Source organism: Conexibacter stalactiti (genome assembly GCF_033542075.1).
GTDB lineage: Bacteria > Actinomycetota > Thermoleophilia > Solirubrobacterales > Solirubrobacteraceae > Conexibacter > Conexibacter stalactiti.
This window is the reverse complement of sequence record NZ_JAWSTH010000036.1, coordinates 1-22,593: the sequence shown is the minus strand read 5'-3', so window position 1 is coordinate 22,593 and position 22,593 is coordinate 1. Positions and strand designations below refer to the sequence as shown.

Genomic DNA, 22,593 nt, shown 5'->3' with positions numbered 1-22,593 from the left:
CATCTGACCTTCGGCGGGGCGGCCTCCGACCGTCGGCCAGAGTCGCTCAGCGGGTGCCGTGCAGCGCGTTCTTGAACAGCTCGCTGGCGACGCCGTGCAGCGCGGCCGGGTCGCCGCCGCGGTCGAACGTGTAGGCGACCAGCTCGCGCAGGCCGGCGACGAGCATCAACGCCGTCTCCTGCGAGACCGGCTCGACGCCGGAGCTGCGCATCGCGTCGGTGTCGACCAACCGCATCACGAGCGCGGTGAAGCTCTCCAGCGCCGCGCGCTGTCTGGCGCTGCCGACGTCGCCGAGGCCGGGGATCTCGCGGATGAAGCTGACGGTCAGCTGCGGCTCGGCGGCGGTCGCGTCGAGGTAGGCGCCGAGCGCGACCTCGACCTGCCGCTCCCATGGGGCGGTCGGGTCGACGGCGGCGGCGACGTGCGCGATCAGCAGCTCGCCGAGCGCGTCGTGCAGCGCGAGGAAGCAGGCTTCGCGATCCTCGAACTGCTCGTAGAAGGAACGGCGCGAGGTGCGCGCATGGCGGACGACGTCGGTGATCGTCGTGTCGCGGTAGCCCTTCTCGCGGATCGAGGCGGCCAGGCCGGCGATCAGCCGCTCGCGGTGACCGGGGCCATCGGGCAGCTGAGGTATCGCTGTCGGTGCGCGCATACGGCGCGAACGCTACTGACTGCCGGCGACCTCGGAGAGGATCTCGTAGGAGCGCAGGCGCGCGGCGTGGTCGTGGATCGCCCCGACGACCATCAGCTCGTCGGCGCCGGTCTGCTCCACGACGCGGGCGATCCCGTCGCGCACCGTCTCCGGACCGCCGACGACCGAGTAGGCCAGCATCCGCGACGCCTGCGCCTTCTCCTGTGGGGACCAGTACGCCTCGATGTCGTCGATCGGCGGCTGGTAGGGACCCGGTCTGCCGCGGAAGAGGTTGGCGAAGCCCTGCTGCTGGGTGGTGAAGAGCCGGCGCGCCTCGGCGTCGCTGTCGGCCGCGACGACGTTGAGGCCGACCATCGCGTGCGGTCTGTCGAGCTGCGCCGACGGTCTGAAGGTGCCGCGGTAGGTGTCGAGCGCGGGGACGAGGTCGTCGGGCGCGAAATGCGAGGCGAAGGCGTAGGGGAGGCCCAGCAGCGCGGCGAGCTGGGCGCCGAAGGTGCTGGAGCCGAGAATCCACAGCGGCACCTCGGTGCCGGTTCCGGGAAAGGCCTGGACCGCCTGGCCGGGCTGCAGCGGGCCGAGGAATGCCTGCAGCTCCTGGACGTCGTGCGGGAAGGCGGCGGCCGCGCCGACGTCGCGGCGCAGCGCGCGGACGGTCAGCTGGTCGGTGCCGGGGGCGCGGCCGAGGCCGAGGTCGATGCGGCCGGGGAAGAGCGACGCGAGCGTGCCGAACTGCTCGGCGATCACCATCGGCGAGTGGTTGGGCAGCATGATGCCGCCGGCGCCGACGCGGATCGTCTCGGTCGCGGCGGCGAGGTGGCCGATCACGACCGAGGTCGCGGCGCTCGCGATCCCCGTCATGTTGTGGTGCTCGGCGACCCAGTAGCGCGTGTAGCCGAGCCGCTCGGCATGGCGCGCGAGGTCGGCGCTGTCGAGCAGCGCCTGGCGCGGCGTCGAACCGGCCATCACGGGGACGAGATCGAGGACGGAGAGCGGGGGCGTCATCGCTGCCTTGGTTCGAAGGACATCGAAACTCAGCGTAGCGGCCCCGTCACCCAATCAGGTCCAGAGCCTCGCCGCCGCTGGCTAGGATCGCCGGCATGAGCGGCGACAGAACGGCGATCCGCGCGACGGTGCGCGGCGGGGTGCAGGGCGTCGGCTTCCGCGCGGCGACGCGCGAGCGGGCGCACGCGCTCGGCGTGCTCGGCTGGGTCCGCAACGGCGATGACGGCAGCGTGCTCGTGCATGCCGAGGGGCCGGCGGACGCGGTCGACGGGCTGGTCGACTTCCTCCGCGAGGGGCCGCGCGGCGCGGCGGTCGCGGGCGTCGAGGTCGAGCGCGTGAGAGCCGAGGGCCACGAGCAGTTCGCGATCCGCGGCGTCAGCGCCGGCGTCTTCGTCGTGCAGGAGCACGCCGCGACCGCGCATCACTTCGACCTGCGTCTGGAGGTCGACGGCGTGATGCGCTCGTGGGCCGTGCCGAAGGGGCCGTCGCTCGATCCGGCGGTGAAGCGGATGGCGATACAGGTCGAGGACCACGCGCTCGCGCACAACGACGTCGAGGGAGCGCTCGGCGAGGGCCGCGTGATCATCTGGGATCGCGGCGTCTACGAGCAGGGCGGTCGCGTGCCGTGGCCCGAGGCGCTCGATCGCGGCCACGCGGTCTTCGTGCTGCACGGCGAGAAGCTGCGCGGCGGCTTCGCGCTGCAGCGCACCGGCCGCGGCGGGGAGAAGCCGCAGTGGCTGCTGATCAAGCGCCGCGACGAGCAGGCGCGCCCCGGCTCCGACATCGTCGCCGAGCAGCCGCAGTCGGTCCGCAGCGGGCGGACGATCGAAGAGGTCGGGTGAGCCGAGACACCGTGCCTTGACCCTCACCCCGCGTGAGGAGGCGCACGGGCGCTCTACGAAAAGCGGTGCGCGCGATCGTCCGACCGGTAGAGTGCCGCGGCGCCAGGGTCGCAGACCCAGAACCCGGAGGACGCTGTGCGCGCACGGATCGCCATCTCACTTGGAGGACTGCTCGCCGTCGTCGCCGCGGCACCGGCCGCCGCCGTCCAGCACCAGCACGACCACGGGGAGCAGCTCCCCAACGTCGACCGGCGCGCCGCCGAGCGCGCGCCGGTCCCGCACCAGACGCGCGTCGCGCGCGATCGCCTCGACACCGCCCTCGGCGCGCTCGGCAGCGTCGAGACCGATGCCAAGAGCGGCGGCGTCGCCTACGTCGGCCGCCCGGACGGCCTGCTGACGGCGCCATCGACGGCCGACCCCGAGCAGATCGTGCTCGACTGGGTCCGCGACCGGCGCGCCGTCTTCGGCCTCGATGCCGACGACCTCGCCCAGCTCCAACTGGTCGCGCGCAGCGTCAGCCCCGACGGCATCACGCACCTGCGCTTCAACCAGGTGCTCGACGGCGTGCTCGCCTTCGACAGCGGGATCGACGGCCACGTGACCGCCGACGGCCGCCTGATCAACGTCTCCGGCGCGCCCGTCCCAGGCGCAGAGCTGCCGGCCGGCGACCCCGTGCCCGCGCTCGACGCGACCGACGGCCTGCGCGAAGCGCGCGCGGCGGTCGACGGCCGCGCGCCGCTTCCGCCCACGACCTCCGTCAAGCCCGGCCCGTCGCGCACGACCAGCTTCGCCGGCGGCGAGCGGGCGGTGCTGCGCTGGAGCGCGACCGCGGACGGCCCGCGGCTGGCGTGGAGCGTGATCGCCGACGACGGCGACGGGCACCTCTACGACGTGCTCGTCGGAGCCGACGACGGCGAGCTGCTGCGGCGCCAGAGCCTGACCCACGAGCTGGGCGCGGCGAGGTACTTCGCCGTCGACCCGGACGCGACGCCGACGCAGACGCAGATCACGATGCCGCCGGCGTGGTACGACCAGCACAGCGGCGGCACGCGCCTGTGGGGCCAGTACGCGCGCACCTACGTCGACCCCAGAGACGAGGATCCGATCGCCGGCGCCGAGGAAGGCGGCGCGCGCGTGCAGATCGCCGCCAACGGCGGCACGCCCGCCGCGCCCGACTGGCTCTACACGCCGATCACGAGCTTCCCCGGCGCCGCGCCGTGCCCGGCGGCGAGCGGCTGCACGTGGAACAGAGCCGACATCCTGACCGCCGCGGCCAACCAGCTGCAGGTCGGCGCCAACGTGCACGTGCTGACGAGCCGCTTCCACGACCACCTCGCGCAGGCGCCGATCGGCTTCGACGAGGCCTCCGGCAACTTCCAGCGCGAGAACGGGACGAGAGCCGGCTGGGGCGGCGACTACGTGCGCGCCGAGGTCAACGACGGCGAGGGCTTCAACAACGCGAACTTCTCGACGCCGCCCGACGGCGAGGCACCGCGGATGCAGATGTACCTCTTCCAGCCGCGCAACGTCAACGGCGGCGACGTCGCCGACATCGTCTACCACGAGTACGGGCATGGCCTCAGCAACCGGCTGGTCGTCAACGCCTCCGGCGCCTCGACGCTCAGCTCGCTGCAGGGCCGGATGATGGGGGAGGCATGGAGCGACTTCTATGCGCTCGACCTGCTCGTCGCCGAGGGCGCCGTGATCGACACGCCGGCGCCGGGTGAGCTGACCGTCGGCGAGTACGCGGTCGGCCCCGGCGGAGTGCGCGCGAAGCCGGCCGACTGCCCCGTCGACCCGGCCGGCACGACCCCGGCGTGCAACGGCTACTTCGTCGTCGGCAGTCCTGTCGCCGGCGGCTACACCTACGGCGATCTCGCGCTGACGGAGAACAGAACGCCGCACAACGGCGGCGAGGTCTGGGCCGAGCTGCTGTGGGAGATCCGCACCGCGCTCGGTCGCGACGCGGCGCTGGCGTTGGTCACCGGCGGGATGCGACTGTCGGTCGACAACCCCTCGATGCTCGACATGCGCGACGCGATCCTCCAGCAGGCGGGCGCGATGCGCTCGGCCCCGGGCGCCGCCGACGACCACTACGCGAGACTGTGGAGACTGTTCGCCGCGCGCGGCATGGGCTCCGACGCGAGAACGCCGAGCAGCGCGTCGTCAACGCCGACCGAGGGCTACGCGACGGCGCCCTCGGGCCTGCGGCTCGGCGGCGATGCCGTCGTGACCGATCCCTATCCGCTCGGCGACAACGACGGCATGATCGAGCCCGGCGAGCTGTTCGAGCTGCATCAGCCGGTCATGGCGATGAGCTTCGCCGACCTCGCGGGAGTGACTGGGACGCTCGCCTCCGGCAACCCGGCGCTGACGACCGTCGCGCCGACGGCGGCGTGGCCGCAGCTGGGAGCGGGGCGAACCGCCGTCAACGCGACACCGTTCTCGGGGCGGCTCGCCGCCGGCGCCTGCAAGGCGGCGGTGCCGCTGACGATTGCGATCAGCTCAAGCGCGGGGTCGGCGACGGCGCAGCTGACGCTCGACCCGCGCTCGACGTCGAGCGCGGTCGTGCCGATCCCTGACGGCGCTGCCGGCAGACCCGGGGTCGCGACCGCGACCTTCGAGGTGCCCGCCGGCGGCGTCGCGGACGACGTCGACCTGCGGATCGGCTGGCTGCGTCACAGCTACGTCGGCGACCTGACGATCGAGCTGATCCACGACGGCGTCACTGCGGTCGTGATCGACAGCCTTCCCAACGCCGCCGGCGACGGGCCCGGCAGCTTCAGCGGCATCGACATCCGCGACGCGATCTTCGACTCCGACGCCGCGGCGGTCCTGCCGACCGCCAACGGCGCGACGATCAGCGGCCGTGTGCGACCGCAGACGGCGAACGCGCTCGACGCCTTCAACGGCCATCCGGTCGCCGGGACGTGGACGCTGCGGATCAGCGACCACGCGAGACTCGACGCCGGCACGCTGCGCAGCTGGGGCGTCGACAGCCCGCAGGCGTCGTGCGGCCGGCTGGAGATCCCGGCGGCGCAGACGAGCGTCGCCGCGGCGGTCGCGCACGACGCCGCGACGGTGACCGGGAGCGTCACGCCGAACGGCCGCGCGACCGGGATGCGCTTCGCGTGGGGGACGACGACGGCATACGGCGCCACGACGCCGGTGGTCGACGCCGGCGCCGGCGACGCGGCGGTCGCCGCGGGCGCCGCGCTCGCCGGCCTCGCGCCGAGCACGACCTACCACTACCGCGTCGAGACGGTCCGCGAGGGCGGGCAGGTCGCGGTCGCCGGCGAGGACCGCAGCTTCACGACGGCGCCGCAGCCGCCCGGCGGCAGCGGGCCGCCCGCGCCCGGTCCGGGGCCGCAGGTGCTGCCACCGTCGCCGCTTCCGCCGCGCGACACGGCCGCGCCGCGCTTCACGCCCAGACCGCGGGTGACGGTCGCGAAGGCGAAGCGGGGCGCCAGACGACGCGCCGTGACGATCGCGCTCGCGCTCTCGGAGCCGGCGCGCGTGACCGCGACGGTGACGCGCTCGGCACCCGGGATCAGATCGGGCAGACGCTGCGTCGCGGTGCCGCGCCGCCGGCCGAGAGGGGCGACGAGCTGCACGCGGCAGGTCGCGGCGGCGACGGCGAGAGCGACGCTCGCGCGCGCCGGGGCCGCGACGTTGAAGCTGCCGGGCGGCGGGCTCGCGAAGGGCAGCTACAGCGCGACGCTGACGGCGGTCGACGCGGCCGGCAACAGAGCGACCGCGGTGGTCCGCTTCAGCGTGAAGTAGGCCGCTGGACGCCGCGCCCTCAGCGGTCGCCGGCCGGCCGCTCGCCGTGCATCGTCAGCGGCAGGCCGCTCGGGCCGGGCACCGACGGCTGCGCCGTCGGCCACGTCGCCAGCCGCCCCTGGAAGGCGGCCGCGACGCGCTCGGCGTGGCTCTTGGCCAGCTCGGCGCGCTCGCCCGCGAACAGCTCGTCGACGGTCGCGCGCCACAGCGACAGCCAGCGCTCGAAGTGACCGGCCTTCAGCCCGACCCGCGCGTGCAGCGCCACGTGCGGGGCGAAGGCGCCGCCGCCGTAGCTGCGTGCCCCGAGCAGGATCGTCTCCCAGAAGGAGGCGATCACCGGGAGGTGCTCCTCCAGGTCCAGTCTCGCGACGTCGGTGAAGATGAAGCCGATCACCGGGTCCTCCAGCGCGCGACCGTAGAAGGCGCGCACCAGTCGCTCGCAGTCGGCGCGATCCTCGATGTCGCGTGGCCGTTCGCTCGTGTCCATGCCTTCACTATGGCAGCGGCCGCGCTCCGCTATCCTTCGGCGCCCCGCGCCTGGGTAGCTCAGCTGGTTAGAGCGCAGCACTCATAATGCTGAGGTCGGGAGTTCGAGTCTCCCCCCAGGTATCCGAAGCGCCGGCTCACCGCGAGCTGGCGCTTCTTTCGTTTGCGGGCGGAAGCTGGCGCGCGCTCGCCCTTGAGGGCGGTGCGCTGACAGCCGATGGAACTTCCATGCCGGGTCTGAGGTCAGCTCTTCCCGACTTGGCGGTTGCGCGTTGACGAACCCCGGTAAGACGGGAAGAACACAGATGGACGACGGCCGTGCGGGCGGTCGTCGGCAGGCACGAAGACCAAGCTGGAGGCAGGGTGACCCCAACGGAGCCGATCGTCGTGATCGACGACTCGCTCGTGATACGACGGCTGGTGGAGGCGATCCTCACGCGCGCAGGCCGCGAGGTGCATGCCTTCGAGCGCGCGTCCGACGCGCTCGCGGAGGTCGGCGCGACGGTCGCGCCGAGCGTCGTGCTGCTGGACGCGCTGCTGCCCGACATGGACGGCGCCGCCGTGCTGGAGGAGCTGCGCCGCCGCCACGGCCCCGCCACGCCGCCGGTCGTCTTCGTCTCCGGGCTCGACGCCGCCGAGCTGCCGCCGGCCGACGGCTACGTGCAGAAGCCGTTCACCCCGGCGAGGTTGCTCGCCGCCGTCGCGGACGCCGAGGGAGCCGCGCGCGCATGAGCACCGGCCCGCAGCCGCAGCAGCCGCGCGAGGACCGCCCCGCGCTCGCCGCACGGCTGGGGCTCGACCGCACCGTCCTGCTGATCCTGCTGCTCGGCGCCGTCACGCTCGCCGCGGTCCTGTGGATCTTCAGCTCGACGCTGGCCGCCGAACGTGACCACACCCGCTCGGTGCTCGTCGCCCAGCACGTCGGCCGTGACCTCGCCCAGGCCAGCGTCGCGCTGCACGACGCCGCCGCCGGCTTCCCCGAGGTCCAGAACGAGGACCTGATCCTCGACCGCGTGCGCGACGCCGAGGCGCAGCTGCGCGGCGCCGCCGGTCTGCGCGGCGGCGACCGCTCCTTCGGCCGCGTCGAGGACGACGAGGTGCGCTCCGAGATGGCCGCGCTCGCCGCCGCGATCCACGCCTTCCGCGCCGACCTCGGCCCGGCGCTGACGCCGCGCGCGAGCACGCCGCAGCGACGCGCGGTCGCCGCGACGATCGACGACCTGCGCGCCAGAAACGCCCAGACCGTCGCGCTCGTCGCGCGCCGCTCCGACGCCGACAGGCAGCGCGCCGACCTGCTCAAGCTCGGGATCGGGGCGATATTCGTGCTGCTGTTCGGCGGCCTCGCATGGTCGGTCTCGCACAACCGCCGCGCGCTGCGGCGCTCCAACGAGCGCCTGCGCGCGCGGGTCGAGGAGCGCACCGCGCAGCTCGCCTCCAGCGAGGCGCGCATCCGCGTCGTCGTCGAGTCCTCGCTCGACGCGCTCGTCGTGATGGACGGCGCCGGGGTCGTGCGCGAGTGGAACCCGCGCGCGGAGGAGCTGCTCGGGCTGACCTCCGCAGAGGTCGTCGGGCAGGTCTCGCCGCGCGAGCGCGTGCCGCCGAAGGTCTGGGCCCATCAGGAGGAGGCGTTCGCCCGCTACGCGAGCACGGGCGATCCGTCGGTCTTCAGCGCCCGCATCGCCGACGTCGCGACGCACTCCGACGGTCACGAGATACCGGTCGAGGTGACGATCGCGGCGGCGCGGATCGGCGACGAGCTGGTGATAAGCCGCTTCATCCGCGACATCACCGACGTGCGCCGAGCGCAGGCGGAGATCGAGCGGGCGCGCGACGAGGCGGAGGCGGCGGCGCAGGCGAAGTCGTCGTTCCTGGCGACGATGAGCCACGAGATCCGCACGCCGATGAACGCGATCGTCGGAATGACCAGCCTGCTGCGCGACAGCCCGCTCGACGCCGATCAGCGCAAGCACGTCGAGACGGTGCGGATGAGCGGCGACCAGCTGCTGGCGATCATCAACGACATCCTCGACTTCTCGAAGATCGAGTCCGGCAAGCTGGAGCTGGAGTCGCATCCGTTCGCGCTGCGCGAGGTGATCGAGTCCTCGCTCGACCTGCTCGCGCCGCAGGCGGCCGCGAAGGAGCTCGACCTCGGCTACCTGCTGGAGACCGACGGCTCGACCCGTCTCGTCGGCGACTCGACCCGCCTGCGGCAGATCCTCATCAACTTCCTCTCCAACGCGGTCAAGTTCACCAACCGCGGCTCGGTCACGATCCACGGGCGGTTGGAGACGCTGATCGCCGATGCCGGCGAGGAGCGCGCGCGGCTGCTGCTGGAGGTGCGCGACACCGGGATCGGCATCCCGCCCGACAGGCTGGCGACCCTCTTCCAGTCGTTCACCCAGGTCGACGCGTCGATCACGCGCAAGTACGGCGGGACCGGCCTCGGCCTCGCGATCAGCAAGCGGCTGATCGAGGCGATGGGCGGGATCGTCACCGTCGACAGCAGCGTCGGCATCGGCTCGACCTTCGCGATCGACGTGACGCTGCCGCGCCTGCCCGGTCCCGATCCGGTGCTCGCCGACATACCGGAGTTCCTGGAGGGCTGCCGCGCGCTCGTCGTCGACGACAACGCCGTCAACCGCGAGCTGCTGCAGGCGCAGCTGACCGGCTGGGGGATGGAGGCCGTCTGCTTCGAGCGGCCAGTCGACGCGCTCGCGCTGATCTCAGCCGGCGAGTGGTTCGACGTCGCGATCCTCGACATGGCGATGCCCGAGATGGATGGCATCAGACTGGCCGACGCGCTCGCCGAGGCGACCGGATTCACGCTCCCGATCGTGCTGCTCAGCTCGATCGGCGGCGTCGATCCGTCGATCGCCCGCGGGCGCCTCGCCGCGACGCTCTCGAAGCCGGTCAAGCCGGCGACGCTGCGCAACGCGATCGCCGCATCCGTCGCGGGCGACGCACCCTCGCCGGCCGCCGCCGACGTCGAGGCGCCGGCGCCGCCGCTGCTCGGCCAGCCGCTGCGGATCCTCGTCGCTGAGGACAACCTCGTCAACCAGCAGGTCGCGATCGCGACGCTGGAGCGGTTCGGCCACCGCGTCGACGTCGCCGCCGACGGCGCCGAGGCGGTCGACGCGGTCCATCGGCAGGAGTACGACCTCGTGCTGATGGACGTGCAGATGCCGAACCTCGACGGGCTGGAGGCGACCCGCCGGATCCGCATGGAGCTGGAGCCCGAGCGCCAGCCGCGGATCGTCGCGATGACGGCCAACGCCTTCGTCGAAGATCGCGACGCCTGCCTCGCCGCGGGGATGGACGACTTCCTCACCAAGCCGGTCGCGCGCGAGGACATCGCGCGCGTGCTCGCCGGCACGCCGGCCGCCGCCACGCGCAACGGCCACGGCCTCTTCGACGACGGTCGCGACCCGGCCGACGAGCCGATCGTCGACCCGGAGCGGCTCGACGCGGCGACGGCCGGCGACGCCGCGCTCGCGCAACTGCTGATCGACCTGCACGAGGAGGAGGGGACGGCGCTGATCGCGCAGCTGCGCGCCGCCGTCGAGGTCGGCGACATCGAGGCGCTGCGCGGCACGGCCCACACGCTCAAGAGCGCCAGCGCGAGCATCGGTGCGATGAGGCTCGCGAGGCTCAGCGAGGAGCTGGAGCACGCGGCCCGTTCCGGCGCGATCGACGACCCGTCCGGCAGGGTCGACGAGATCGTCGACCTGTTCGGCTCGACGCAGGTCGAGCTGGAGCGGCTGCGCTCGCAGCACTAGGGTGCGAGCCGCGCCCGCACCGTCTCGACCAGCCGCGCGACGGTGTACGGCTTGGCGAGGTGCGCCGCGCCGAGCGCCCGCGCCTCGGCGACCGCCTCTTCGCCGCCATGGCCGGTCGTCATCACGATGGCGACGTCGGTCAGCGAGCCGTCGCTGGCGAGCGCGCGCAGCAGCTCGGGACCGTTGCGCGACGGCAGCTCCCAATCGACGAGCAGCAGGCGTGGTCGCAACGCCGGGCGGGCGCCGCCGAGCTCCCGCAGCGCCCGCTCGCCGTCGGCGATCCAGCGCGTCGTCCAGCCGCGCGCACCGAGTGCGTGCAGCGCCAGCGCTGCGAGCACCTCGTCGTCCTCGACGAGCGCGACGTCGACACGGGATGGTCCGGGCGCCTCGTGCGTCGCCGGCTCCCGCGGCGCCGCGGGCTGCGGCGTCGGCAGCGGATCGAGCTGCTCGGCCAGCTCGCGCACGAGCGCGTCCAGCTCCGGCGCCTCCTCGCTCGCCGGCCCGGCCTTGAAGCGCAGCTCCAGCGTCCGTGCCGCGCGGCCGGCGGCGTCGAACCCGAAGGAGCCGAGCGAGCCGGCCAACTGGTGGGCGTCGGTGCGCGCCTGCTCTCGCGCCTCCGCCGGCAGCGGGCCGGCGTGCAGCGCGGCGACCGCGGCACGCACCGCGGCGACCTGCACGAGCACGGCGGGGCGCAGCTCCTCCCACAGCTCCGCGAGCTCCTCGGGCACGACCGATTCCGTCACGCCTGCAATTGTTCCATCGCCGCCGCCTGCCAGGATGACCGCCATGCGCTGCTTCGGTGACGGCAACCCGCTCTACGAGCGCTATCACGACGAGGAGTGGGGCTTTCCGGTGCGCGACGAGCGCGCCGTCTACGAGCGGATCAGCCTCGAGGCGTTCCAGTCCGGGCTCGCGTGGATCACGATCCTGCGCAAGCGCGAGGGCTTCCGCGCCGCCTTCGCCGGCTTCGATCCCGAGCTGGTCGCGCAGTTCGGCGACGACGACGTGGCCCGCCTGATGGCCGACGCCGGGATCGTCCGCAACCGCATGAAGATCGAGGCGACGATCGCCAACGCGCGCGCCGTGCTGGAGCTGCGCGCCGCCGGGATCGACCTCGCCGAGCTGCTGTGGAGCTTCGCGCCCGAGCGCGCGGGCGACGGCGCCGACGGGCTCAGCGGCCTGCCGGCCACGACGACGGAGTCGAGAGCGCTCGCGAAGGCGCTCAAGAGCCATGGCTTCCGCTTCGTCGGCCCGACGACGGCCTACGCGGCGATGCAGGCCTGCGGTGTCGTCAACGACCACCTCGCCGCCTGCCCGACGCGCCCGCTCGTCGAGCGCGCGCGGCAGGAAGTCCTCAGCTAGACCACCCGGAAGGTCATGCCGGCGCGCTGCAGCCGCTCGCGCAAAGCGTCGCCCATGGCGACCGCCGTGGTGAGCTGGCCGGCGCGCTCGGGCAGCGCGTCGTGGGCGAGGCAGAGCGCCGACTCGGCGAGCATCTTCGCCGTCTCGGTGTAGCCGGGATCGCCGCCGGCGACCTCGGTCACGACCTGCGTTCCGTCAGCAGCCGAGCCCTCGAAGCGGACCTTGAACCAGCTCTTGGCGCGCTCCTCCTCGCTCGGCCCCTGGCCGGAGCCGAGCCGCGAGGTGAGCGCCTTGCGCACGGGGGAGAGCTGCGCGGCGAGCACCAGCGACGGCAGCGTCACGCCGGCGCCGACCGCCATCGGCAGCTTGCGGAAGGCGGCGTAGTGGCCGTAGCTGAAGTCGGGGCCGTAGCGGTCGAGCGCGCGCGCCGAGCGCAGCACGATCTGCGGGTCGATCGTCGGCAGCGGCAGCGCCCAGCCGACGGCGCCGCCGACGTGCTTGGGCACGCCGCGGTCGCCGTGGACGCGGCGGCCGTCGGGCCGGCCTTCGGCTTTGCGGCGGGCAGAGGCGGCCTGCGCCGAGGAGCGGATGTGCGAGAAGGCGGTCAGCGCCGAGTCGAGCGTGCCGCCCGACATTCTCGCGCCCGCGCGCACGTAGCCGGCGACCCTCAGCGGCTGGCCCTCCGGCAGCTGCTGCACCGTGAAGAGCGCGCCGAGGTCGTGCGGGATCGAGTCGAAGCCGCAGCAGTGGACGATCCGCGCACCGTTCTCAACGGCGGTCGCGTGATGTCTGACGTACATCAGGTCGACGAACTCCGGCTCGCCGGTCAGGTCGGCGTAGTCGGTGCCGGCCGCCGCGCAGGCGGCGACGAGCGGCTCGCCGTAGCGGATGTAGGGGCCGACGGTCGTCGCGACGACGCGCGTCGACTCGGCCAGCTCGCGCAGCGAGGCGGGATCGTCGACGTCGGCGTGCAGCAGCGGCACGTCGACGCCGAGCCGCTGCGCCAGCGCCGCCAGCTTCTCGCTGTTGCGGCCCGCAAGCGCCCAGCGGGTCGCTGGCTCGCCGGCGGCCGCGGCGCGCGCGGCCGCCCCCGCCAGGTACTCCGCCGTCAGCGCGCCGGTGAAGCCGGTCGCGCCGAGCAGCACGACGTCATACGGACGATCCTGCCGAGAACTGGCCATGCAGCCAACCCTACGCCGATCAGTCGCCGCGGCGCGCCGGCTCTACGCCTCCGCCGCGCTGAGCCGCGCCAGCTCCTCCTCGTTCAGCGTCAGCTCGGCGGCGGCGACGTTCTCCTCCAGGTGCGCGACCGAGCTGGTGCCGGGGATCGGCAGCATCACGGGGCTGCGCGCCAGCAGCCACGCGAGCGCGACCTGGCCGGTGCTGGCGCCGTGCGCCTGCGCGATCTCGTCGGCGACGCCGCCCGGCTGCGCGAGCGAGCCGGCCGCGAGCGGGAACCAAGGGATGAAGCCGATCCCCTCGCGCGTGCAGTAGTCGAGCACCTCCTCGGAGCCGCGGTCGGCGAGGTTGAATCTGTTCTGCACGGTCGCGACGGGGAAGACCTCGCGCGCCGCCTCGATCTCCTCGACGGTCACCTCGGAGAGGCCGAGATGGCGCACGAGCCCTTCCTCCTGGAAGGCCTTCAGCTCGGCGAACTGCTCCGCGCGGTCGATCTTCGCATCGATGCGGTGGAGCTGCCACAGGTCGATCCGCTCGACGCGCAGCCGCCGCAGCGACATCAGCAGGCACTGGCGCAGGTACTCGGGCCGCCCGACCGGCCGCCACTGGCCCGGCCCCTGGCGCGTGAAACCGCCCTTCGTCGCGACGATCGTGCCGCCGCCGTACGGACTCAAGCCCTCCGCGATCAGGTCCTCGGAGACGAACGGCCCGTAGGAGTCGGCGGTGTCGACGAAGTCGACGCCCAGCTCAGGCAGGCGGCGCAGCACGCGCAGCACCTCGTCGCGGTCGCGCGGCTCGCCCCACGTGCCCTCGCCGACGATGCGCATCGCGCCGAAGCCGAGGCGCGTGACCTCGAGGTCGCCGCCGATCTTGAACGTCCCTGATGCTGCCGCAGTCGTGCTCATGCCGTGGAACATACCCCTGCTACTTTGCGCCGATGAGCGACGACCTTGAACGTGCCCTGATCACCGTGATGGAGCGCTGCCTCGACGTGAGACACGGCGAGAACGTGCTCGTCATAGGCGATCCGAGATCGCGCGAGCTGGCGGAGGCGATGCGCGACATGGCGGCACGTCACGGCGCCGACGCGGTCCTCGCGCTGATGGACGAGCGCGACAACGACGGCACCGAGCCGCCCCCGCCGATCGCCGCCGCGCTGCTCGCCTGCGACGTCTACCTGGCGCCGACCTCGCGCTCGCTGTCGCACACGAGAGCGCGCAAGGCGTCGAACGACAACGGCTCGCGCGGCGCGACGCTGCCGGGCGCGACCGCCGACATGATCGCTCGTGTGATGTCGGTTGACTTCGCCGCGATGAAGGAGCGCACGCTCGCCGTCACGGAGCTGCTGAGCGCCTCCGACGAAGCCCACCTGACCTGCCCGCGCGGCTCCGACCTGCGGATGGACCTCAGCGGCCGCAAGGGGATGGCCGACATCGGCGAGATGACGAGAGCCGGCACCTTCGGAAACCTGCCGGCCGGCGAGGGCTTCATCTCGCCGCTGAGCGGCAGCGGCGAGCTGGTCGCCTCCTCGCTGGCGCCGCTGGGGATCTCGCCTGAGCCGGTGATCCTGACCGTCGCCGACGGTCACCTGACGGCCGCCAACGGCCCGCTCGGCCCCGACTTCTTCGAGCGCCTCTCCAAGCACGGCCCGAACGGCACCAACATCGCCGAGCTGGGCATCGGCACCAATGACGCCGCGACGCTGACCGGCAACATCCTCGAGGACGAGAAGATCCTCGGCACCGTCCACGTCGCCTTCGGCGCGAGCATGGGGATCGGCGGCACCGTCTCGGTCCCGATCCACCTCGACGTCGTCGTGCTCGACCCGACGCTCGACGTCGGCAGCACGCGCGTGCTCGACGCCGGCAGATGGGTGCTGTGAGCGAAGCCGGCGCCTCGGCGCCGACGCTGCTCGCCGTCCCGAACGTCTCGGAGGGCCGCGACGACGCGGCGATCGACGCGATCGCCGCCGCCTTCGCGAGCGGGGGAGTCGGGGTGCGGCTGCTCGACGTCCACCGCGACCCCGACCACAACCGCTCGGTCGTGACGCTCGCCGGGCCGCCCGGGCAGCTCGCGCCCGCGCTGGCGGCCGGGGCGCGCGCGGCGCTCGCCCGGATCGACCTGCGCGCCAACGACGGCGTCCACCCGCACGTCGGCGCGCTCGACGTCGCGCCGGTCGTCTTCCTGCGCGAGGAGGACCGCGGCGCCGCCTGCGCCGAGGCGCTGCTCGCCGCCGACCTGCTCGCGCGCGAGGGACTCCCGGTGCTGCTGTACGGCCTGCTCGCCGACGGCCGCACGCGTGCGCAGATCCGCCGCGGCGGACCGGCCGAGCTGGCGCGGCGGCTCGCCGCCGGGGAGCTGCGGAGCGACTTCGGGCCGCCGGAGCCGCACCCGACCGGCGGCACGACGCTCGTCGCCGCGCGCCCGCCGCTGGTCGCCTTCAACGTCACGCTCGCGCCGCCCGCGACGCTCGCGCAGGCGCGCGAGATCGCCGCCGCGATCCGCGAGGGCGGTCCGGCCGGGATGCCTGGTCTGCGCGCGATCGGGCTGGAGCTGGAGCGGGCCGGGCAGATCCAGGTCTCGATGAACGTCGAGCGGCCCGACCTGACACCGCTGCGCGAGGTCGTCGCCGCGATCGCGGCGCGCGCCCCGCTCGCCGCCGCCGAGCTGGTCGCGCTCGCGCCCCAGGCCGCCTTCGACGGCTTCCCGCCCGATCTCGCGATCCCCGGCTTCGTGCCCGAGCGCCACCTGATCGAACGAGCGTTGAGCCGCGGCGATTGATCCGGCGCGGGCGCCTCACCGTCGACTACAGTGCCCGCGTCAAGGACGACGGAAGGCGTGAATGGATCTGAAGGCGTGGTTCGCGAGGCAGACGGCGACGGGTCAGGCGGTGTTCGTCGTGGGCGGCATGGTCCTGCTGCTCGCGTGCGCGAGCATCGTCCTCGGCGGGCGCGCTGACAGCGACGACGCCGAGGCCGACGCCGGTCCGGCCACCGCGCACGTCGCCGGGATCGCGTCGCAGAGCACGCCGGCTGACTTCTCCTACGCCGCCGACCAGTTCGTCGACGCCGTCGGCAGATGCGCGTCGCTGCTGCACGCCGGCCAGAGCGAGGACGGCGCCGAGTGCGTCGACGACGCCTTCGGCGCGATCGAGGCGGCGACGGCGACCGACGAGCAGAGCACGGCCGGCGCGGCCGCCTGCCGGCGCACCGTCGGGCGCCTGAACGCCTCGGCCAGAGCGCTGCACGAGAGCCTCACGCGGATGCGCGACCTCGGCCCCGGCGCGCCAGAGATCCCGCGGCTGGACGCGGAGGTGCGCGGCGAGCGCGACACGTTCGCGCTGCTGTCCGACAGCGTGCTGGTCGACTGCGCGCCCGCGGCCAGCTGAGCGCCCGCCGCTCGAGCACCGCCTGATCCGGGCACTTGCCCGCGGGCGTACGGTGGAGTGGGATGTCCGCACGCTCCGCCGCCCTCCTCGGACTGCTTGTCGCCCTGCTCGGCGTCTCGATCGCGGCCGCCGCGACCGGCTTCGGTCGCGACGAGGAGAACCCGCCGCGGCGGCTGGCGACCGCCGACGCCTATGCCGCGATCCGGCCCGACATGGCGCAGGAGCGCATCGACCTCGAGTTCCTGCTGATCCACGCGCGGCTCGACACCGACGAGGAGCTGGGGGAGCAGCTCGCCGCGCTCGCCGGCCGCAGCGCCGAGCAGGCGGCCGCGCTGGCCGCGATCGAGCCACCCTCGTCGATCGCCGACCTCGTCGCCGTCCTGCATCGAGCGGTCGCCGACCAGGCCGCATCGCTGCGGCGCGTCGCGCGGCAGGCGCGGGAGGAGGGACCCGGCGCGGTCAGAGCGGCGCAGTCGGAGCTGAGAGCACAGGCGGAGCGGATCCTCGACGCCCGCCGTCGGCTGGAGACGTCGTTCCTGATCGGCTCGTGAGCGGCCGCGCGCCTCACGCGGCCTTACAGCCCCACAGCCTCTAATCTCCTGAGTACCAATGGCACAGACCAAGAAGAAGCGGCAGACGAAGCACCGCGGCAACGCGGCCGGCCAGGTCGAGGCGCGCGGGCGCACCGGCCGCAGACTGAACGAGGACGAGCGCGGCGCCAAGGGCGGCAACGCGAAGCTCGACGCCCGGGCCAGACGGCTGCAGCGGCTCGACACGCCGCCGACGTGGAGAGGCGCGCTCCAGCGCGCCGCCGTCGCGACGCTCTTCTTCTTCCTGCTGCTGGTCGTCTTCTTCAGAGATCAGCCGTTGACGGGCAAGATCTTCATCGCCGTCTTCATGCTCGCCGTGTACGTGCCGATGGGCTACTACACCGACCTCTTCATCTATCGCCGTCGCCAGGCGAAGAAGCTGCAGGCGCGCGCGCCGGTCAAGAGAGACGACGCGGCGTGATCGAAGTCGCCGCCTTCACGGTCGGGCCGGTCCAGGAGAACAGCTACCTGGTGCGGCAGCAGGGCGCTGAGAGCGCCGTCATCTTCGATCCAGGCGACGAAGCCGAGCGGCTGCTCGGCGCGATCGACCAGCTCGGCGTGAGACTGGACGCGATCCTGCTCACGCACACGCACTTCGACCACGTCGGCGCGGTCGCGCCGCTGGCGCGCGCGACCGGCGCCCCGGTCTGGTGCCCGGCGCTCGAGCGCGAGGTGATGCTCGACGTCATGAGATACGTCCCGTGGCCGGGCTTCGGGCCGTTCGAGAACCACGATCCCGAGCACCTCGTCAGCGGCGGCGAGAGCATCTCGCTCGCCGGGCTCGACTTCGACGTGATCTTCACGCCCGGTCACAGCCCGGGCCACGTCACCTGGTCGCTGCCGGCCGAGCAGGCGATCTTCTCCGGCGACGTGCTGTTCCAGGGCTCGATCGGCCGCACCGACCTGCCGTTCGGCGACCACCAGACGCTGCTGCGCTCGATCGCCGGGCTGCTCGACGCGCTCCCCGACGAGACGGTCGTCCATCCCGGCCACATGGGGATCACGACGCTCGGCACCGAGCGCGCGACCAACCCGTTCCTCCAAGACCTCGTCGCGTAGTCTCCGCGCCGATGGCTCAGAAGCTCCAAGCCCCGCGCGGCACGTACGACGTGCTGCCCGACGACGCCGCCCGCCGCTACGAGGTCGAGCGCGCCGCGCGCAAGATCCTCAGCGCCGCCGGCTACCGCCGCATCGAGACGCCGACCTTCGAGTCGACCGAGCTGTTCGCGCGCGGCGTCGGCGCCTCGACCGACATCGTCCAGAAGGAGATGTACACCTTCGAGGACGGCGGCGGCCGCTCCGTCACGCTGCGCCCGGAGGGGACCGCGCCGATCGCGCGCGCCTATCTCGAGCACGGGATGCAGAAGCTGCCGCAGCCCGTGAAGCTCTGGTACTTCTCCAGCTTCTTCCGCTACGAGCGCGCCCAGGCCGGCCGCTACCGCCAGTTCTGGCAGGTCGGTGCCGAGGCGATCGGCTCGGCCGAGCCGGCCGTCGACGCCGAGTCGATCCTGCTGTTGGCCGAGCTGCTCGACGCGCTCGGCGTGCAGGGCGTTCGGCTGCGGCTCGGCTCGCTCGGCACGCCGGAGACGCGCGCCGACTACAGAGCGGAGCTGCAGCAGTACCTGCGCACGCACGAGGACAGGCTGTCGCAGGAGGTGCGCGACCGCATCGACCTCAACCCGCTGCGCGCCTTCGACGCCGACCATCCCGGCACGCGCGAGGTGATGGCCGGCGCGCCGCTGCTGCTGGACCGCCTGACCGGCGAGGACGCCGACCACTTCGCCGAGGTGCGCGCGCTGCTCGACGGCGCCGACCTCGCCTACGAGGTCGACCCGACGCTCGTGCGCGGGCTGGACTACTACGCGCGCACGCTCTTCGAATTCACTTCCGACGCGCTCGGCGCCCAGTCGGGCGTCGGCGGCGGCGGCCGCTACGACGGCCTGATCGAGCAGATCGGCGGCCCGCCGACGCCCGGGATCGGCTGGGGCGCGGGCGTCGAGCGGATCCTGCTCGCCGGCCACGAGCACCCGCATGCCGCGCCGGTCGTCGACCTCTTCGTCGCGCACACCAGCGACGCCGGCCGCCGCGCCGGCTTCGAGCTGGCGCTGGAGGCGCGCCGCGCCGGCCTCTCCGCGCAGCTGGAGCTGGCCGGGCGCTCGCTGAAGGGGCAGCTGAAGCAGGCGTCGCGGATCGGCGCCCGCTCGCTCGCGATCGTCGGCGAGGACGGCACGACCGTCTCGCTGAAGGACCTGGAAAGCGGCGAGCAAGACGAGATCGAACTGCAGCGGGCGATCCCGCTGGTGCTCCGAAAGGGAAAGACGCTGGCATGAAGACTCCGCGCGCGAACGCCTATCGAGACGCGTGGGCAGGAGAGCTGACCGGCGCCCGCGCCGACCAGCCGGCGCGCGTCGCCGGCTGGGTCCATCGCCGCCGCGACCACGGCGGGCTGATCTTCATCGACCTGCGCGACCGCTCCGGCATCGTCCAGCTGACCTTTCATCCCGACCGCGCGCCCGAGGCCCACAGACTGGCGCACGCGCTTCGCTCCGAGCACGTGCTGACGGCGGTCGGCACCGTCGTGCGGCGGTCTGAGGAGAACGTCAACCCGAACCTGCCGACCGGCGAGGTCGAGCTGCTCGTCGACGAGCTGATCGTCCACGCCTCCGCTGAGACCCCGCCGTTCCCGATCGACGAGGACGGCCCGGTCGACGAGACGCTGCGCCTGCGCCACCGCGCGCTCGACCTGCGCCGCACGCCGCTGCAGGAGGCGCTGAAGCTGCGCCACCAGGTCGTCCACACGATGCGCAACGTGCTGACCGAGCGCGACTTCCTCGAGATCGAGACGCCGGTGCTGACGCGCTCGACGCCCGAGGGCGCGCGCGACTACCTCGTGCCGGCGCGGATCGACCCGGGCTCCTTCTACGCGCTGCCGCAGTCGCCGCAGCTGTTCAAGCAGCTGCTGATGATCGGCGGCTACGAGCGCTACTACCAGATCGCCCGCTGCTTCCGCGACGAGGACACGCGCGCCGACCGCCAACCGGAGTTCACCCAACTCGACCTCGAGATGTCGTTCGTCGCCGAGGACGACGTGATCGAGACGATGGAGTCGGTGATGGGCGCGATCTTCGCCGCCACCGACTTCCCCGTCGCGCCGCCCGCCTGGCCGCGGATGTCGTACGCGGAGGCGATGCTGCGGTTCGGCTCCGACCGCCCCGACACCCGCTTCGGGCTGGAGATCAGCGACCTCGGCGCGCACTTCGAGGGGACCGAGTTCAAGGTCTTCGCCGGCGCGCTCGCCGGTGGCGGCGTGATCCGCGGGCTCAACGCCGGCGCGCGCGAGCTGCCGCGCAGAGAGCTCGACATCCTCACCGAGCTGGCCAGACAGCACGGCGCGAAGGGCCTCGTGTGGGCGTTCGTGCAGGAGGACGGCACGTGGCGCTCGCCGGTCGCGAAGGCGCTCTCGGCCGAGGAGATCGCGGCCGTGACGGGCGCGTTGAACGGCTCGCCCGGTGACCTGCTGCTGATCGTCGCCGACAGAGCGAGCGTCGCCGCGCAGTCGCTCGGCGCGCTGCGGCTCGACCTCGCCGACCGCTTCGGGCTCGTGCCCGAGGGCCGCCACGACATCCTCTGGATCGTCGACTTCCCGATGTTCGAGCAGGACGACGACGGCAACTGGAACGCGCTCCACCACCCGTTCACGGCGCCGACCGGCGACCTCGACGGCGATCCCGGCAAGCTCGAGTCGCGCGCCTACGACCTCGTCCTCGACGGCTCCGAGATCGGCGGCGGATCGATCCGCATCAACACTCCGGAGGTGCAGCAGAAGGTGCTGTCGCTGCTGGGGATCAGCGCCGACGAGGCGCAGTCGCGCTTCGGCTTCCTGATCGACGCGTTCAGATACGGCGCCCCGCCGCACGGCGGCATCGCGATGGGCGTCGACCGCATCGTGACGCTGCTCGCCGGCCGCGACTCGATTCGCGACGTGATCGCCTTCCCGAAGGCCGCCAGCGGCAGCGACCCGCTGACCGGCGCGCCCGCGCCGGTCGACGCGCCGCAGCTGAGAGAGCTGGGCCTCAGAGTCACTGCCTTCAAGGCGCCGGCCAGCGCCTGAGCGCCGCCGGCCTCCGGGCAGCGCGCCGGCGCCGAACTGTCCGCGCTACGCGGCGGCTTCGCCGCCGCGCGCTCTGCGGTCGTCGCGATCCTGCGCGGCGAGCGCGACCAGCGCGAGCACGGCGACCGGCACGGCAACCGTCCAACGCGGAATGTCGAAGCCGTCGCCGATGATCGCGCTGACGGCCGCCGGCAGCACGGCGAGGCCGAGCACCGTCAGCCCGTCGGCCGGCCGCAACGCGCAGTAGAGCAGGACGACCGCGAGGCAGGCCAGCTCGACCGCGAGGCCGGGGCCGCTGCCGAGCACCGCCGAGCCGGCGATCGCGACCGCGATGGCGCCGCCGACGACCCAAACGGACGGCAGCGTCCCGACGCTCGCCCGCAGCGGGGCGAGCAGGCGGTCGAGCGGGTCGGGCAGGGCGGGCATCGAGACCGGATCATCGCGGATGGCGAGCCTGCGACGCGCCGCGGCCTGCTCACCCTCTCCGTCTGCCGCTTCTCGCTCTTCTCGCCGCTCTCACGGTGAACGTCGCGCTGACCGGCTTGGCGCCTCTGCCGGCCGGCGTCACCGTGACGCGGTAGCTGCCGGGGCCGAGCCTGCGCTTGCCGACTCTGCCGCCGAGTCCGACCGTGTTGGCGCCGGCTCTGCCGTCACGCTCCAGCGTGCCGACGGCCAGCCATCGCGCGCGTCTGCCGGGCTTGCGCCGCTCGACCTTCACCGTCAGCTTTGACGCTGCCGAGAGTGTGAAGCGCAGCGCTGCGGCGCTGGCGCGCAGCCCTCTCACAGCGGCCGGCAGCGGCGGTCTCGGTGCCTGCGCCTCGACCGTGTATCTGACCGTCTTCGTCGCCGTGTTGCCGGCGGCGTCTCGGGTGCTGACGGTGAACTCCTTCACGCCCGCGGAGGCGGTGTCCAGCGGCGCGCCCGACGCGACCGGACCGGCGCACGACGCGATGCCGGCACCGCCGGCCTCGTCCGCGCAGGCGTAGTCGGCTCTGACCGCCGCGCCGACCGAGTAGACCGCGCCGTCGATCGGCGCCGCGATCGCGATCGTCGGCGCGACTCTCTCGATCTCGACGAACCAGCGCACGCCCGGAGCGACGAAATCGGCATCGCTGAGCGCCTGCGATCCACCCGCCGGCACGAGGTTGGACCCGCCGCCGCCACCGCCCGCGCCGGCGGCCTGGTCGCCGTCACAGGTCGCCGCGGCACCGCCGCCGCCACCGCCGAAGCGGCCCTCGCCGCCGTCCCCGCCGAGCCGCGTGACGCCGATCGGCGGCGGACCGTAGCCGCCGCCGTCCCCGCCGTACAACGAGGTGCCCGCGTCGCCGGCTGGTCCGGCGCTGCCGACGCAACCGCCCGGCACCTGGCCGCCGGCTCCGCCGGGGCCGCCGCTCTGCGCACCGGCAGCGCCGCCGGCGCCCG

Annotated in this window: 20 protein-coding genes, 1 tRNA gene and 1 pseudogene; 14 read left to right on the top strand and 8 right to left on the bottom strand. The window is 73.5% G+C overall.

Going from position 1 to position 22,593, the window contains the following annotated elements:
* Positions 1 to 46: 46 nt before the first annotated feature.
* Positions 47 to 652, bottom strand: a complete 606-nt coding sequence (locus R7226_RS14690; protein WP_318597927.1) for a TetR/AcrR family transcriptional regulator — start codon at positions 650 to 652, stop codon at positions 47 to 49.
* A gap of 12 nt (positions 653 to 664) precedes the next feature.
* Positions 665 to 1,654, bottom strand: coding sequence for an LLM class flavin-dependent oxidoreductase (locus tag R7226_RS14685; RefSeq protein WP_318597926.1), 990 nt, complete (start codon positions 1,652 to 1,654; stop codon positions 665 to 667).
* Between the two features lie 95 nt (positions 1,655 to 1,749).
* Between R7226_RS14685 and R7226_RS14680 the strand changes: the two genes are divergently transcribed.
* Together R7226_RS14680 and R7226_RS14675 are read left to right on the top strand one after the other, a co-directional pair.
* Positions 1,750 to 2,496 (top strand): acylphosphatase, encoded by a 747-nt coding sequence (locus R7226_RS14680; protein ID WP_318597925.1) that lies wholly within the window; start codon positions 1,750 to 1,752, stop codon positions 2,494 to 2,496.
* 135 nt (positions 2,497 to 2,631) lie between these two features.
* On the top strand, positions 2,632 to 6,279 hold the full coding sequence (locus R7226_RS14675; RefSeq protein ID WP_318597924.1) for a M36 family metallopeptidase: 3,648 nt from the start codon (positions 2,632 to 2,634) through the stop codon (positions 6,277 to 6,279).
* Between the two features lie 19 nt (positions 6,280 to 6,298).
* Here R7226_RS14675 and R7226_RS14670 read toward each other — a convergent pair whose 3' ends face one another.
* Complete coding sequence (locus R7226_RS14670; RefSeq protein ID WP_318597923.1) at positions 6,299 to 6,766, bottom strand: group III truncated hemoglobin; 468 nt, start codon at positions 6,764 to 6,766, stop codon at positions 6,299 to 6,301.
* A gap of 48 nt (positions 6,767 to 6,814) precedes the next feature.
* Between R7226_RS14670 and R7226_RS14665 the strand changes: the two genes are divergently transcribed.
* The 3 genes from R7226_RS14665 (at position 6,815) to R7226_RS14655 (ending at position 10,541) form a co-directional block, all read left to right on the top strand.
* A tRNA-Met gene (locus tag R7226_RS14665) sits at positions 6,815 to 6,888 on the top strand.
* 240 nt (positions 6,889 to 7,128) lie between these two features.
* The gene (locus R7226_RS14660) at positions 7,129 to 7,497 is read left to right on the top strand and encodes a response regulator (RefSeq protein ID WP_318597922.1); all 369 of its coding nucleotides are present in this window, start codon (positions 7,129 to 7,131) and stop codon (positions 7,495 to 7,497) included.
* The gene (locus tag R7226_RS14655) at positions 7,494 to 10,541 is read left to right on the top strand and encodes a hybrid sensor histidine kinase/response regulator (protein WP_318597921.1); all 3,048 of its coding nucleotides are present in this window, start codon (positions 7,494 to 7,496) and stop codon (positions 10,539 to 10,541) included. Before R7226_RS14660 ends, R7226_RS14655 begins: the two co-directional genes overlap by 4 nt.
* Here R7226_RS14655 and R7226_RS14650 read toward each other — a convergent pair.
* Positions 10,538 to 11,284 carry a response regulator gene (locus tag R7226_RS14650; RefSeq protein WP_318597920.1) on the bottom strand — a complete coding sequence of 249 codons (747 nt, stop codon included), beginning with the start codon at positions 11,282 to 11,284 and terminating at the stop codon, positions 10,538 to 10,540. The genes R7226_RS14655 and R7226_RS14650 overlap by 4 nt on opposite strands.
* A 34-nt stretch (positions 11,285 to 11,318) precedes the next feature.
* Here R7226_RS14650 and R7226_RS14645 point away from each other — a divergent pair, with 34 nt between their 5' ends.
* Entirely contained in the window at positions 11,319 to 11,903 is a 585-nt protein-coding gene (locus R7226_RS14645) for a DNA-3-methyladenine glycosylase I (protein ID WP_404827848.1), read from the top strand.
* Here R7226_RS14645 and R7226_RS14640 read toward each other — a convergent pair.
* Both R7226_RS14640 and R7226_RS14635 read right to left on the bottom strand, forming a co-directional pair.
* Positions 11,900 to 13,084, bottom strand: coding sequence for a saccharopine dehydrogenase family protein (locus R7226_RS14640; RefSeq protein ID WP_318597918.1), 1,185 nt, complete (start codon positions 13,082 to 13,084; stop codon positions 11,900 to 11,902). The two genes, R7226_RS14645 and R7226_RS14640, sit on opposite strands and share 4 nt — an antisense overlap.
* Positions 13,085 to 13,126: 42 nt before the next feature.
* The gene (locus tag R7226_RS14635) at positions 13,127 to 13,987 is read right to left on the bottom strand and encodes an aldo/keto reductase (RefSeq protein ID WP_318597917.1); all 861 of its coding nucleotides are present in this window, start codon (positions 13,985 to 13,987) and stop codon (positions 13,127 to 13,129) included.
* A 32-nt stretch (positions 13,988 to 14,019) separates the two neighbouring features.
* Between R7226_RS14635 and R7226_RS14630 the strand changes: the two genes are divergently transcribed.
* The 8 genes from R7226_RS14630 (at position 14,020) to aspS (ending at position 21,171) form a co-directional block, all read left to right on the top strand.
* The gene (locus R7226_RS14630) at positions 14,020 to 14,964 is read left to right on the top strand and encodes an aminopeptidase (protein ID WP_318597916.1); all 945 of its coding nucleotides are present in this window, start codon (positions 14,020 to 14,022) and stop codon (positions 14,962 to 14,964) included.
* On the top strand, positions 14,961 to 15,863 hold the full coding sequence (locus R7226_RS14625) for a hypothetical protein (protein ID WP_318597915.1): 903 nt from the start codon (positions 14,961 to 14,963) through the stop codon (positions 15,861 to 15,863). Before R7226_RS14630 ends, R7226_RS14625 begins: the two co-directional genes overlap by 4 nt.
* Before the next feature lie 61 nt (positions 15,864 to 15,924).
* On the top strand, positions 15,925 to 16,470 hold the full coding sequence (locus R7226_RS14620; RefSeq protein ID WP_318597914.1) for a hypothetical protein: 546 nt from the start codon (positions 15,925 to 15,927) through the stop codon (positions 16,468 to 16,470).
* Positions 16,471 to 16,532: 62 nt separating this feature from the next.
* Positions 16,533 to 17,021, top strand: a complete 489-nt coding sequence (locus R7226_RS14615) for a hypothetical protein (protein WP_318597913.1) — start codon at positions 16,533 to 16,535, stop codon at positions 17,019 to 17,021.
* Between the two features lie 58 nt (positions 17,022 to 17,079).
* Positions 17,080 to 17,481 carry a hypothetical protein gene (locus tag R7226_RS14610; protein WP_318597912.1) on the top strand — a complete coding sequence of 134 codons (402 nt, stop codon included), beginning with the start codon at positions 17,080 to 17,082 and terminating at the stop codon, positions 17,479 to 17,481.
* Positions 17,478 to 18,119 carry an MBL fold metallo-hydrolase gene (locus tag R7226_RS14605; RefSeq protein ID WP_318597911.1) on the top strand — a complete coding sequence of 214 codons (642 nt, stop codon included), beginning with the start codon at positions 17,478 to 17,480 and terminating at the stop codon, positions 18,117 to 18,119. Before R7226_RS14610 ends, R7226_RS14605 begins: the two co-directional genes overlap by 4 nt.
* 11 nt (positions 18,120 to 18,130) lie before the next feature.
* On the top strand, positions 18,131 to 19,390 hold the full coding sequence (gene hisS, locus R7226_RS14600; RefSeq protein WP_318597910.1) for a histidine--tRNA ligase: 1,260 nt from the start codon (positions 18,131 to 18,133) through the stop codon (positions 19,388 to 19,390).
* Positions 19,387 to 21,171 (top strand): aspartate--tRNA ligase, encoded by a 1,785-nt coding sequence (gene aspS, locus R7226_RS14595; protein ID WP_318597909.1) that lies wholly within the window; start codon positions 19,387 to 19,389, stop codon positions 21,169 to 21,171. The genes hisS and aspS overlap by 4 nt, the downstream gene beginning before the upstream one ends.
* A gap of 45 nt (positions 21,172 to 21,216) precedes the next feature.
* On the opposite strand, the gene R7226_RS14590 is transcribed toward aspS, so the two are convergent.
* Together R7226_RS14590 and R7226_RS14585 are read right to left on the bottom strand one after the other, a co-directional pair.
* On the bottom strand, positions 21,217 to 21,597 hold the full coding sequence (locus R7226_RS14590; RefSeq protein ID WP_318597908.1) for a hypothetical protein: 381 nt from the start codon (positions 21,595 to 21,597) through the stop codon (positions 21,217 to 21,219).
* Positions 21,598 to 21,646: 49 nt separating this feature from the next.
* Positions 21,647 to 22,593 (bottom strand): annotated as a pseudogene (locus tag R7226_RS14585) (hypothetical protein); the annotation flags it as partial.